Consider the following 12,585-nt stretch of genomic DNA (forward strand, 5'->3'; position numbering starts at 1 on the left):
GACGCGGAACGCGGGGCCGGTGCCCGGTGCGGTGGGTCAGGCGGAGGGGGTGCGCGGCTCGCCGATGCCGGACGCCGTGAGAGCGCCGAGGGTCTCGTCGAGCCACGCGATGCTCTCGGGAACCCAGTGCCGCGCGCGCGGAGTGAGGGGGCGCGGGTTCAGATGCGCCGCGCCGGTCGAGAAGCCGTGCGCGCCGTAGGAGTACACGTGGGCCTCGAAGGGCACCCCGGCCCCGGCCAGGGCGGAGGCGAAGGCGAGCGTGTTCTCCACGACCGTCACGTCGTCGTCGCGCGTGTGGAAGAGGAAGGTGGGTGCGGTGTCGGCCGTGACGTGCTCGGCCGGGTAGGGCATGCCCGGTCGGCACCGGTCGGCGATCTCGGGCAGGATCACGGGATACCCCAGGATCGCGGCGGCGGGCCGGTGCTCGGCCATGGTCGCCGCGACTGCCGCGAGGTGCCCGCCGGCCGAGAACCCGATCACCGCGATCTTCGTCGGGTCGAGGTGCCAGGAGTCGGCATTCTCGGCGAGCAGCGCCATGGCCTGCTCGTAGTCGTCGAGCGGACGCGGCCACGCGCCCTCGTCACCGACCGAGTAGCGCAGTACGAACGCCTGATACCCGGCGGCCAGGAACGGGTAGGCGACGGGGTCGGCCTCGCGGTCGCTGCAGTACTGGTACCCGCCGCCGGGGAGGATCAGCACGGCGGGGCGTGCGGTGACCCCGGCGAACTCGCCGTCGACCGGCTGCACGTAGGCGGTGAGGGTGACGCCGCGGTCGGCGTGGAGGGTGACGGTTTCGCCGAGCATCGGGCGGCCTTTCGGGGTGGAGGGCGGGGTGGTCGTCAGGCTATCAACCGGGTGGTCGCGGGGGAGTGCGGTGCTCACGGGCGCAGGTAGGGGTCGACCAGGAGCGGACCGCGGATCTCGCGCAGTCGCTCGACGATGCGGTCGACGGCGGCCCTGCCCGTCCCGCCGTGCGGCACGTCGTACGGCCCGAGCGGTTCGAGCGGCCCCGTGCGCACGCGGACGACCTCCCACCCCGCGCCTCGCACGGCACGGTCTTTGCGGCGGTCGGCCTCCTCGCGCTTGCCCACGTGCTCGAGCCCGTGGCGGCCGACCGAGTCGTACTCGATCGCGACCCGCAGCTCGGGCAGCAGGATGTCGGGCCACACCTCGGTGTGCCGGAAGAATGGCCGGACGACCTTGATCGCGTTGACGCCCTCGGTGAACTCGAGTCGTTCGCGCAGTGCCGCCCGCAGCGTCGCCTCGGCCGCCGACGCGGGCGGCGGTGCGCAGGCGCTGAGGAACGGGGTGCCTTTCGGCAGGTCGGGCGTCTTGGTGCACAGCGCGGGCGCGGGCTTCTTCGGGCGGGCGGGCAGCGCGCGGGCCTCTCCCAGCACCACGGGCTGCGGGCGGGCGAGCGCCGCACACTCCGGACACCACGAGGAGCGCCGCCGCACCCGCCCCGGTCGCTCGCGCTGCTCGGTCGGGGTGGCCGCGAACCGGTGCCCGAGCGGACACTCCCAGCACAGCAGCACGTCGGCGGCCAGTGGCACCTGCGACAGCGCGATGCCGTGATTGAGCTCCGGGTGGTACTGGCGCACGAGCTCGGGGTACGCGGCCCAGGCCGTGCGGTAGGTGCCCACCGCGTAGGGCACGGCGGCGCCCCGCGAGAACTGGCGTCTCGCCCACCACTGCGGCACGGGGTCTGGCATGCGGGAGACGGTAGGCGCGGCCACCGACATCGAGAGCGGATGTCGGTGGCCCCCGCGAGACTCCCGCCATGGACACGCTCGCCCTGCGTCCGTGGTCGCCCGCCGACCTGTCGTTGCTCCGCGCCGCCAACACCCCGGAGATGACGGCGCACCTCAACGGCCCGGAGAGCGAGGAGGAGATCCTCGCCAGACACCAGCGCTACCTCCGCCTCCAGCGCGAGGGGGAAGCGCGCATGTTCGCGATCGTCGACGCGACGGGTGCGGCGCTCGGCTCGATCGGCCGCTGGAAGATCGACGCGCGACAGGGGCCCGCATGGGAGACCGGGTGGTTCGTGCTGCCGGAGGCACAGGGGCGGAGGGTCGCGGCGCGGGCTCTGGCTCTGCTGGTCGAGGAGCTGCGCGCCGACCGGGCGGGGCGGAGGCTGCTGCTCGCGTTCCCCTCGGTGGACAACCCGGCGTCGAACGCGGTGTGCCGTCGCGGCGGGTTCGAGCTCGTGGGCACCATGACCGAGAGCTTCCGCGGGGCCGAGCTCACGGTGAACGAGTGGGCGCTCGACCTCGCCGCGCCCCCGCGCGCGCCCTGAGCCGGAGCGCCCGCGGGATCAGCGGCGCACGCGGGCCCTGGTCTTCGCGACGCCCGCAAGGGTCGCCCGCACGGGGGTGCCGAGGTAGAGCCCGAGGGAGGCGCCCGACGCGAGGGCGATGCCGATCACGGCGGCGTCGATGAGGGAGCCGCCCGTGGCGAGCATCCCGGCGGAGGTTCCGGCGGCGTGCACCATCTCCAGCAGCCCCTGGAACACCGCGACACCGGGCACGAGAGGCACGATCGCCGCGGTGGTCACCGCGACCGACGGCACGTGCAGGTTGTGCGCGATGAGCATGCCGATGAAGCTCGCGAGCAGTGCGCCGACCGCGCTCGCCGCGGCGGGGTGGAGGTGCAGCGCCACGGTGCCGGCGTAGCCCGCGAGCGTCACGGCGCTCAGCAGGGCGCTCACCAGGATGATCCGCAGTCCGGCGCCGTTGAACACCGCCACGGCGACCGCGATGATGACGGCGCCCGCGAACTGGTTCAGCAGCGGCCCGAACGGCGCGGGGTCGTCCGGCAGTCCCATCGTGAAGCCGAGCACCCCGCCCAGTTCGAGTCCGACGAGGATGCCGATCACCACGCCGAGGGTCTGCATCGTGAGGTCGAGGATGCGGCCGCCCGCGGTGAGCGCGAAGCCGTCGATCGCGTCCTGCGCGGCACCCACCACGGTGAGTCCCGCGAGCATGAGCACGATGCCGGAGGCGACGATGATCGACGGCCGGATGCCGACGAAGGGTTCCACGCCGGCGCTGCCGAGCGCCGAGACGGCGACCGCGACCACCGTGGTCACGAACCCGCCCGCGATCTGGCTGAAGAACAGCGGAACGCGCAGCCGGGCGAGCCCGGCCTGGGTGAGGGCGGCGCACAGGGCTGCGACGAACGTGAGCCCCACGATGATCGGGGAGGCGCCGAGCATGATGCTCACGCCCACCGCGAGCAGCGCCCTGGCGACGATCACGACGGGCTGCTGGTAGCGGAAGGGCATCCGCCGGATCACGCGGAACGCGGTGCGGGCGGACTCGAGGTCGAGCCCGCCGTCGATGTCGGCGACGAGGGCCTGCACGCGCTGGAGCTTGGCGTGGTCGGGGGCGGCCACCCGCACCACGCGCACGAGGGTCTCCGGCCAGACCTCGCCGCTCAAGTGGAACGACACCGTGATGGAGTTGTAGGTGACGTCGACCTGCACGCCCTTGAGTCCGTAGGCCTCGCACACGCGGGTGATGGCGAGGGTCACCTCATGCGCCGAGGCGCCGACCGCGAACATCGACTCGCCGATGCGTGTCGCGAGGTCGAGCACGCGCGGCACGGTGCGCTCGTCGATGACGGGCAGGGCCTCCGTGTGCGCGACGCTCGACGGGTCGGTGTGCAGCAGCCGGCGGACGGAGGAGAGCAGTCGCTGGGGAGAACGCGCAGACATGGAGTCCATTCTCCCGCGGCGCGATCGCCCTCCCCGTCGTCCGGGCGGTGGGTCAGGCGCGACGCAGCTGGGCGGCGGCGGGGCAGTCGAACGGGTCGCGCGCGGCGAGCCCCACCCGGTTGAGGTAGTCGATCACGATCGCGTAGGAGCGCACCAGGCTCGTCTCGGTGTAGGCGATGCCGTTGACCGCGCAGTAGTCGCGCACGATCTCACGCGCCTTCGCCAGGTGCAGGCGCGACATGTTGGGGAACAGGTGGTGCTCGACCTGGTGGTTGAGGCCCCCCATCAGCCAGGTGACCCAGCGGCCGCCGTGGATGTTGCGCGAGGTGCGCACCTGCTTGGAGAAGAAGTCGAGCTTGGCGTCGGGGGCGATGATCGGCATGCCCTTGTGGTTCGGGGCGAACGAGGCGCCCATGTACACGCCGAACACGGCGAGCTGCACGCCGAGGAACGCGAACGCCATGCCGAGCGGCAGCATCAGGAACACCGGGATCAGGATGATCGCGAAGCGTGCGACGATGAGCGACAGCTCGATCCAGCGGCCCTTCACGTTCTTGCGGGTGAGCAGGTGGCGCAGGCCGATGTAGTGCAGGTTCAGGCCCTCGAGCGTCAGCAGCGGGAAGAACAGCCAGCCCTGCTTGCGGGTGATGAGTCGCACGAGCCCGCGGGACTGCGCCGCGTCGGTCTCCAGGAAGGAGATCGTGTCGACCTCGATGTCGGGGTCGCGGCCGACCTGGTTGGGGTTGCCGTGGTGGCGCGTGTGCTTGGAGTCCCACCAGTGGTAGCTCATGCCGACGATGCCGGCGAGGATGCGCGCGAGACGGAAGTTGGCGGGGCCGGACGACAGGATCTGCCGGTGGGCGGCCTCGTGCGCGAGGAAGGCGATCTGGGTGAAGACGATGCCGAGTGCCCCGGCGATGAGCAGCTGGAACCAGCTGTCGCCGAGCAGGAGGAAGCCGGTGACGCAGCCGGCGAGGGCCAGCAGCAGGGCGCCGCCGACGAGCGAGTAGAACACGGGGGTGCGCTGCAGCAGCCCGGTCTCCTTGACCACCTGCTGCACGTCGCGATACGCACGCGTCAGCGGGGGGAATTCGGCGGTGCCCGCGTAGGTCTGGCGGACGGGGCCGAGGGTGGAGACGGGGGTGTCAGTTCGGGTGAGGGAGATGATCCTCTCCTGTCGATCGGGAGCCCTTGAGCTGTCGAAGCCAAGGGCAGGTGCCGATCGCTGTCCTCAGGCTAACCCCGTCCGCATACGCCGCACGGCATGCGTCGGAGGCGGGCGCGCTCAGATGCGGCGGGGGCCGGGGCCGTCCTCGCCGAGGGCGTCCTCCGGGTTGAGCAGACGGCACGCCTTGAGCGACAGGCAGCCGCAGCCGATGCAGCCGGTGAGCTCGCGCTGCAGGTGCTCGAGCTGGGTGCGGCGCTCTTCGAGCTGGGCGCGCCATTGCTTCGCGACCCGGCGCCAGTCGGCGTGCGAGGGTGGCGTGTCGAGCGGCAGCGTCTGGAAGAGTTCCTGCACTTCGCTGAGGGGGATGCCGATGCGCTTCGCAACGACGATGAGCGACACGCGGCGCAGCATGTGGCGGCGGTAGCGGCGCTGGTTCCCCGCGGTGCGGGTGGAGGAGATCAGGCCGAGCTGCTCGTAGAAGTGCAGGGCGGAGGCGGCGACACCCGTGCGCCGCGTGACCTCCCCGATCGGGAGCAGATCCTCCGGTTCCACGCGCCGTCCCTCCTCGTCATCCGGACGACTGCGGGCGTTCTCGCCGCAGCGCTTGACCTCAACATTACTTGAGGTCATAGCGTGGCGCACGGCCGCCGACAAGCGCGGCCGCGGGGTGTGCGCCCCGCCGACGCCGCGAAGGAACCCATGTCCTCTTCAATGACCTCGACCCCGTCCGCCGGAAGCTGGCGCGAGCTCCTCGGGAGCCGGTACGCGCCGGTCGCCGCCGTGCTCGCGGGCGGCGTGCTCCTGGAGGCGAGCAACGTGTACCTCACCACGAGCCTCCTGCCCACGATCGTCGCCGACATCGGCGGCGCCGAGTTCTACGCGTGGACCATGACGATGTTCCTCCTGGCGTCGGTGATCAGCTCGATGCTGGTGAGCCGTGTGCTCACGCGGCAGGGCGCCGTGCGGGCGTACCTGCTCGCGCTGGGGCTGTTCGCCCTGGGTTCACTGCTGTGCGCCGCGAGTCCGTGGATGGCGGCGTTGCTCGTGGGCCGGGCGGTGCAGGGCCTCGGCGGTGGACTGCTCGCGGGGCTCGGCTACGCCCTCATCCAGCGGGCCCTTCCGGAGCGGCTCTGGGCACGCGGGGCCGCGCTGGTATCGGCCATGTGGGGCGTGGGCAACCTCGTCGGCCCGGTCGTCGGCGGGATCTTCGCACAGCTCGACGCCTGGCGAGTGACGTTCGTCGGGCTCGCGGTCGTCTCGGCGCTGATCGGCGTCGTGGTGGTGCGCGCCCTGCCGCGGACGACCCGCACGCGCTCCGGCGATCCGGTGCCGTGGGCCTCGCTCGTGCTGCTCGCGGGCGGTGTGGCGGCGGTCGGCGTCGCGAGTGTGGTTCCGACCGGGATCGCCACCGCGGTCGCGCTGGTGGTGGGTGCGGCGCTCGGCCTGTGGTTCCTCCGGCACGAGCGCCGCGGACGCGTCGGCATCCTCCCGCGCGTCACCTTCGCACGCGGCTCGTCGCTCGGCTGGGTGTACCTGACGGTCGCGATCCTGGCGTTCGGCATCGGCACCGAGGCCTTCATCCCGCTGTTCGGCCAGCAGATCGGCGGCCTCATGCCGTTCGTGGCCGGACTGCTCGGCGCGGCGCTCTCGCTCGGGTGGTCGGTCACGCAGATGTTCACCGCGAACGCCACCGGCATCCGCTCGCGTCGGGTGCTCATCACGCTCGGCCCGCTCACGGTCGCGCTCGGGCTCGCCGCCTACGGGCTGCTCCAGCAGGCAGGGCCGTCGGTGTTCGTGGTGGCGCTGTGGTTCGTCACGCTGTTCGTCGCCGGAGCGGGAATCGGCCTGGGCTTCCCGCACCTCACGGTCGCCGCGCTCGGCAGTACGCGCGATGACGAGGAGGGGGCGAAGGCGGCGGCCGCGGTGAACACCGTGTTCCTCATCGCCAGCGCCTTCAGTGCGGCGCTGGCCGGCGTGCTCGTGAACCTCGCGGTTCCCGACCTCGTCGGCTCGGCCCGTCTGCTGATGCTGACGTTCGCGGTGGTGTCGGTGCTCGGTGTGATGCTGGCGCGTGGGGCGAGCTGGGGCATCGGGATCGGTGCCACGGAGGAGTCCGATGTCGGGCAGAATCGCTCCGTCGCCCCCTGACACGAGGAGAACCCATGACGTCCCTGCTCACCGGACTCGACCACGTCCAGCTGCCAGTCGCCGATCTCGCGGCGGCCGTCGCGTGGTACGAGCGCGTGCTCGACTACCGGGTCCTGACGGACTACGGGACGAGCGCCATGCTGCGGGTCGATGGCGGGCCCGACCTCATGCTGTGGGCGGCGCCGGGTCACGAGGCCGTGCGGCTCGTTGTCGCGGGGGAGGAGCGTCCCCTCTTCTTCCTGAGGACCGACCAGATCGACCTTCTGGCCGACCGTTTCGACCGAGAGAGCGTGAGGGTGGCGAGCTTCGACGATGGCGGGTTCGCGCGATTCCTCAAGTTCTTCGACCCGGACGGCAACCACCTGGGTCTCATCCAGTTCGCCGAGTGACGCGGTCGCCCGTCCCGCGGAGTCAGCGGGACGTGGGCGGGAGCTTGTCGACGCCGTGGCGGTTCGGCTTGTCCGGCTCCGCGGCGGTGTCCGGCGACACCGTCGACGAGCCGGGCGGGGTGTCCGACGTCGGATAGTGGGGCTCCTCGATCTCCACGGCCTTGTCGCGCTCCTCGCGCGGCGGCAGGTGGTCGAGCGGCTGGGCGATGTCATCGGGGTGGTGGCTCATGCGCCCAGGGTCGGTCCGCCCGACGACGTGGACCAGGGGGTTGCGGAGCCGCGGACGATGTGGTGGCCGCTGCTCTGTCGGGCGCCGGGTCGCTGGGCTATCGTCGGGACAGCCCCCGCGCGGGCCGGGGCGCGAGCGCGAAGGAGCGACATGGAACGGGTCGACACGGTCGTGGTGGGTGCGGGTGTCGCGGGGCTGACGGCCGCCCGGCTGCTGCGCGACGCGGGGCGCACCGTGGTGGTGCTGGAGGCGCGCGACCGCGTGGGCGGGCGCGTGTACACCGACCGCACGGACGGCGCCACGGATCTCGGCGCCTCGTGGATCCACGGTGTGGACGGCAGCCCGGTCGCGGCAGCGGCTGCCGCCTTCGGCATGCGCACGGTGGAGTTCACGGTCGGCGGGTACCAGGTGGACAGCCGCCCGATCGCCTACTACGGACCCGACGGGCGGCGACTGTCGGACGAGGCCGCTCGCGCGTTCGCGGCCGACGTGCACGCGGTCGACGCCGCCCTGCCGGAGGTGATCGCCGCGTCGGCGCCTGAGGCGTCGTATCGCGAGGTCACGGAAGAGGTCCTGGCGCGGCAGGGGTGGGATACGGAGCGCGCCCAGCGCGTGCGGGAATATCTGGAGCACCGTGCGGAGGAGCAGTACGGCGCGTGGATCGAGGACCTCGCGGCGCACGGGCTCGACGACGACCAGATCGACGGCGACGAGGTCGTGTTCCCCGACGGTTACGGCGTGCTGCCCGAGCGGCTGGCGCAGGGGCTCGACGTGCGGCTCGACCACGTGGTGACGGCCGTGGACTGGACCGACGGGGTGCTGGTGCACACCGGGCGCGGCGTGTTCGCGGGCGACACCGCGGTCGTGACGCTGCCGGTCGGCGTGCTCCGCTCCGGAGCGGTCGACATCGTGCCTCCGCTGCCCTCGGTCAATGCCGCCGCGCTCGGGCGGCTGCGCATGAACGCGTTCGAGAAGGTGTTCCTGCGCTTCGCGGAGCGGTTCTGGGACGAGGGCGTGTACGCCGTGCGGCAGCAGGGGCCGGAGTCGCGGTGGTGGCACTCCTGGTACGACCTCACGGCCGCGCACGGGGAGCCGACGCTGCTCACGTTCGCGGCGGGTCCGGCGGCGACCGCGACGAGGGACTGGGACGACGAGCGGGTCGTGGCCTCGGTCATGGCGCAGCTGCGCCGGTTGTACGGCGACGGTGTCCCGGAGCCGGTCGGGGTGCACCGCACCGCGTGGCAGGACGACCCGTTTTCACACGGCTCGTACGCCTACATGACCCTGGGCTCCACGACCGCCGACCACGACGATCTCGCGACGCCGATCGGCGGCGTGCTGCACCTCGCCGGGGAGGCCACGTGGACCGACGACCCCGCGACCGTGCCGGCCGCGATGCTGTCGGGTCACCGGGCCGCGGAGCGCATCCTCGGCGCGGCGGTGCCGATCGAGCGGCTCTGGGCCGGCTGAGCCTGCGGCAGGCGCGGGCGGCTTCGCGAGTGTGGGGCCTGGGGCGGCGGCGGTCAAGGCCCTGCGCTGGCGGCGGTCGGTGCCCCTACGGTCGGGGCACCGACAAAGGAGGCATGACATGAGCGATCCGCAGAACACGCAGGGCACTCCGGGGGCCGATGAAGAGGCCGACACCGCCTCGGGCGGCGCTCCCGACGAGGGCGGCGACACGACCGACGAGGTGCTCGAGCGCGAGACGACGGACGACGAGGGTCGCCCGCTCGACAACCCGTCCGGCGGCTGACCGCGCGGGGCGGCGGCGGGTCAGGATCGGTCCAGGTGCCTCGGGTTACCCTCGGGTCATGCGCCGATTCGCCGTCGTCCCCCTGCTCCTCACCGCCGGGCTCCTCGCGGGCTGCTCGCAGGTCACACAGGCGGCCGGTGATGCCCTCGGGGTGGATGTGCAGGGCGCGTGCGCCACGATCGACGAGGCCTACGCGCAGTATCAGGGTCTGCTCGACCAGGGCGGCGCGACGGCGGAGCAGGCCGATGCCGCGCGGGATCGGCTGGTGGCGACCCTCGACGATCTGGCGGCCGGGATCGACGGGCATCTCGGAGACGTGATCGCGTCGGGGGCGGATCAGCTGGGCGGCATGAGCGATCTGCAGGCGCCGGAGACGATCGAGGCGGTGGAGCAGCTGCACGAGTCGCTCGGCGCGTTCTGCGGCTGACGGGACAGGGGCCCGCCCGATAGTTGCGTTTTCGCAACCATCGGCGTATGGTTGATCTCGATCAACTTTCTACGCAGGAGCGTTTCCCCTTGACACACACCTCTTCTTCCACGGCCGGAGCCACGCGCTCGGCCCGCGAGGTCTTCACCGCGATCTCCGGCCTCATCGTCGGCATGTTCGTCGCCGTGCTCTCGGGCACCGTGGTGTCGACCTCGATGCCGGTCATCATCGCCGACCTCGGCGGAACGCAGTCCCAGTACACCTGGGTCATCACCGCGAGCTTGCTGGCGACCGCCGTCTCGACCCCGATCTGGGGCAAGCTTGCCGACCTGGTCGACCGCAAGGTCCTCATCCAGCTGTCGCTGATCCTCTTCACCGCCGGCACCGTCATCGCCGGATTCTCCACCGACACGAACATGCTGATCGCGGTCCGCGTCGTGCAGGGCATCGGCGTCGGCGGCCTCATGTCGCTCGTCATGATCGCGGTGGCGCTCATCATCTCCCCGCGCGAGCGCGGCAAGTACATGGGCGTCGTCGGCGGCATCATGGCGCTCGGCACGATCGGCGGCCCGCTGCTCGGCGGCGTCATCACCGATGCGTGGGGCTGGCGCGCCAACTTCTTCGTCGGCGTGCCCTTCGCGATCGTCGCCCTCGTGCTGCTGCAGTTCACGCTGCACCTGCCCAAGCCGCAGCGCGACACCCGCGTGTCGATCGACTACTTCGGCATCGTGCTGCTCGCGGTCGGCGTCTCGAGCCTGCTCATCTGGGTGTCCATGGGCGGCAACCAGTTCGACTGGGACTCCTCCACGAGCATCGTGCTTGCCGTGATCGCGGGCCTCGCGATCGCCGGGTTCGTGGCGGTCGAGTTCTTCGTCAAGGAACCGATCGTCCCGATGTCGCTGTTCCGCAACCGCACCTTCACGCTGTCGGTCATCGCGTCGATCGCGATCGGCGTCTCGATGTTCGCCACGTCCGTGTTCCTCGCGCAGTACTTCCAGCTCGCTCGCGGTGCCACGCCCACCGAGTCCGGCCTCATGACCATCCCGATGATCATCGGCCAGATGGGGGCGTCGATCATCATCGGCCAGCTGGTCAGCCGCTTCGGCAAGTGGAAGGGCTGGATGCTCGCGGGTTCCGTGCTCGCCACGATCGGTGTGAGCCTGATGGCCACGCTGCGCTACGACACCCCGTTCGCCCTGGTCGCGGTGTACATGTTCGTGCTCGGTGCCGGGCTCGGCATGGTCATGCAGAACCTCACGCTGATCGTGCAGAACGACACCGATCCGCGCCAGCTCGGCGCCGCCTCCTCCAACGTCAACTTCTTCCGCACGATCGCCGGCACCATCGGCGTGACCGTGATGGGCTCGCTGCTGTCCACGAGCGTCGCGAACTACGTCACCGACGGGCTCAAGGGCTTCACGCCGTCGAGCCAGGCGGAGATCGACGCACTGAAGCACCTCGCCTCCGGTGACGTGCCGAAGGTGGCGCAGCTGCCCGACTCGCTGCGGTCGATCGTCGAGAGCGCCTACGGGCACGGCATCGCCGATGCGTTCATCATCGCGATCCCGCTCGCCGTGATCTCGATCATCGCGATCGCGTTCATCAAGAACAAGCCGCTGTCGACCAAGAACGCCGCGGAGCAGCTGCGCGAGAACGCCGAGGAGTCGGTGATCGAGGTCTCCGAGGCCGAGGTGGGAGCCTCGCTCGCCACCGGCACGATCCGCACGGCGCAGACGGAGCCCGCCACCACCACGGGAACCGTGGGCGTGCTCGAGCGCGAGCGCCAGGATCGGACGCAGGAGCGCTGACGTGATCGCCCCCGACGCGGTCGGCACTGCCGACGTCGACACGGCGCTCAGCGACCTGCAGGCGCACCTCAACCTGATCTTCGCGCGGACCCGGTCGCTGTGGAAGGAATCCGCAGCCCGGGTCCACCCGGAGCTCCAGGTGGCCGGCTACAAGCTGCTCACGTTCATCGACCGGGCGGGCTCGGCCAACGCGCACGAGCTGGCCGAGCGATTCGAGATGGACAAGTCGGTCGTCAGCCGACAGGTGCGCATGCTGGAGGAGCTGGGCCTGCTCGACTCCCACCCGGACGAGCGCGACGGGCGGCTGCGCGTGCTCACCGCGACCCCGGGGGCGTGCTCCGCGCTCGCCGAGGTCCGCCGGGAGTACGGCACCCGCCTGCGTGCCGTGATCGACCAGCTGACGCCGCACGAGATCGAGGCCGCGTCGAAGGCGTTCCGGTTGCTGTCGGAGGTGTGACGCAGTCCGGAGGAAGCCCCGCCGCCAGGCGGGGGTTTGGTCACCGTTGGTGCGCTGACCGGCCGCCGGCTGCTCGGTTGCATGCCTGGTGCTCGGGTCCTGTGTAGCGGCTGCGGTCATGATCATCGTGGCCAAGGTCCCATGCGGCACCCGGACGGATGAGCTTGCGGCAGCGGCCGCATCGCACACGGCCCGTAGCCACGCGCGGCTCCCACTCGGCTCTGAGTTGGTCGTGGGCGGCGTCGTAGCCTCGTGCCTGCCGCGACCCACGTCGCGCCTCGACCAACCTGGCATGCTCCAGGCATCGGCCATTGACGACCAGCTGAGGGCATCCCGGCTCGATGCAGACCTTCATGCGGCTGACCTCCCGGTTCGTGCTCGGAAGCGTGCCCTCACGCCGTTGCAGCGCGAGGGCACGCGGCTCGCCCGGAAACCCATAACCGGCGAGCAAGCCACCTGACGAGTGGCAGCCCGAGGACGACGAACGCCCC

14 protein-coding genes are annotated in these 12,585 nt (G+C 71.5%); 8 read left to right on the forward strand and 6 right to left on the reverse strand.

Annotated features, from left to right (window positions below; genetic code table 11):
- Positions 1 to 36 precede the first annotated feature (36 nt).
- Both KE274_RS08250 and KE274_RS08255 read right to left on the reverse strand, forming a co-directional pair.
- On the reverse strand, positions 37 to 882 hold the full coding sequence (locus KE274_RS08250; protein ID WP_211542679.1) for an alpha/beta hydrolase: 846 nt from the start codon (positions 880 to 882) through the stop codon (positions 37 to 39).
- Positions 879 to 1,712 (reverse strand): zinc-ribbon domain-containing protein, encoded by an 834-nt coding sequence (locus tag KE274_RS08255; protein ID WP_211542682.1) that lies wholly within the window; start codon positions 1,710 to 1,712, stop codon positions 879 to 881. Before KE274_RS08255 ends, KE274_RS08250 begins: the two co-directional genes overlap by 4 nt.
- Positions 1,713 to 1,780: 68 nt before the next feature.
- On the opposite strand from KE274_RS08255, the gene KE274_RS08260 reads away from it, so the two are divergent.
- Entirely contained in the window at positions 1,781 to 2,296 is a 516-nt protein-coding gene (locus KE274_RS08260; protein ID WP_211542684.1) for a GNAT family N-acetyltransferase, read from the forward strand.
- 18 nt (positions 2,297 to 2,314) lie between these two features.
- Here the strand turns inward: KE274_RS08260 and KE274_RS08265 are convergent, their stop codons facing one another.
- From KE274_RS08265 to soxR, 3 genes are all read right to left on the reverse strand, one after another.
- Positions 2,315 to 3,715, reverse strand: coding sequence for a threonine/serine ThrE exporter family protein (locus KE274_RS08265; protein ID WP_211542686.1), 1,401 nt, complete (start codon positions 3,713 to 3,715; stop codon positions 2,315 to 2,317).
- A gap of 52 nt (positions 3,716 to 3,767) precedes the next feature.
- Positions 3,768 to 4,883 (reverse strand): fatty acid desaturase family protein, encoded by a 1,116-nt coding sequence (locus KE274_RS08270; RefSeq protein WP_211543374.1) that lies wholly within the window; start codon positions 4,881 to 4,883, stop codon positions 3,768 to 3,770.
- Between the two features lie 117 nt (positions 4,884 to 5,000).
- The gene (soxR, locus tag KE274_RS08275) at positions 5,001 to 5,435 is read right to left on the reverse strand and encodes a redox-sensitive transcriptional activator SoxR (protein WP_307872173.1); all 435 of its coding nucleotides are present in this window, start codon (positions 5,433 to 5,435) and stop codon (positions 5,001 to 5,003) included.
- A 147-nt stretch (positions 5,436 to 5,582) separates the two neighbouring features.
- On the opposite strand from soxR, the gene KE274_RS08280 reads away from it, so the two are divergent.
- Together KE274_RS08280 and KE274_RS08285 are read left to right on the forward strand one after the other, a co-directional pair.
- A complete protein-coding gene (locus KE274_RS08280; protein WP_211542690.1) occupies positions 5,583 to 7,031 on the forward strand; it encodes an MFS transporter in 1,449 nt (482 codons plus the stop codon).
- A gap of 14 nt (positions 7,032 to 7,045) precedes the next feature.
- Complete coding sequence (locus KE274_RS08285) at positions 7,046 to 7,420, forward strand: VOC family protein (RefSeq protein WP_211542692.1); 375 nt, start codon at positions 7,046 to 7,048, stop codon at positions 7,418 to 7,420.
- Between the two features lie 22 nt (positions 7,421 to 7,442).
- Here the strand turns inward: KE274_RS08285 and KE274_RS08290 are convergent, their stop codons facing one another.
- A complete protein-coding gene (locus KE274_RS08290; RefSeq protein ID WP_211542694.1) occupies positions 7,443 to 7,649 on the reverse strand; it encodes a hypothetical protein in 207 nt (68 codons plus the stop codon).
- Positions 7,650 to 7,799: 150 nt separating this feature from the next.
- On the opposite strand from KE274_RS08290, the gene KE274_RS08295 reads away from it, so the two are divergent.
- The 5 genes from KE274_RS08295 (at position 7,800) to KE274_RS08315 (ending at position 12,094) form a co-directional block, all read left to right on the forward strand.
- Positions 7,800 to 9,119, forward strand: coding sequence for a flavin monoamine oxidase family protein (locus KE274_RS08295; RefSeq protein WP_211542696.1), 1,320 nt, complete (start codon positions 7,800 to 7,802; stop codon positions 9,117 to 9,119).
- Between the two features lie 118 nt (positions 9,120 to 9,237).
- A complete protein-coding gene (locus KE274_RS08300; RefSeq protein ID WP_206252752.1) occupies positions 9,238 to 9,402 on the forward strand; it encodes a hypothetical protein in 165 nt (54 codons plus the stop codon).
- A gap of 58 nt (positions 9,403 to 9,460) precedes the next feature.
- Positions 9,461 to 9,829, forward strand: coding sequence for a hypothetical protein (locus KE274_RS08305; protein WP_211542698.1), 369 nt, complete (start codon positions 9,461 to 9,463; stop codon positions 9,827 to 9,829).
- Between the two features lie 47 nt (positions 9,830 to 9,876).
- Positions 9,877 to 11,637 (forward strand): MDR family MFS transporter, encoded by a 1,761-nt coding sequence (locus KE274_RS08310; protein ID WP_211542700.1) that lies wholly within the window; start codon positions 9,877 to 9,879, stop codon positions 11,635 to 11,637.
- A gap of 1 nt (position 11,638) precedes the next feature.
- Positions 11,639 to 12,094, forward strand: a complete 456-nt coding sequence (locus KE274_RS08315) for a MarR family winged helix-turn-helix transcriptional regulator (protein WP_211542703.1) — start codon at positions 11,639 to 11,641, stop codon at positions 12,092 to 12,094.
- Positions 12,095 to 12,585: the final 491 nt, after the last annotated feature.

This window comes from Microbacterium paraoxydans (assembly GCF_018224615.1).
GTDB classification, from domain to species: Bacteria; Actinomycetota; Actinomycetes; order Actinomycetales; family Microbacteriaceae; genus Microbacterium; species Microbacterium paraoxydans_B.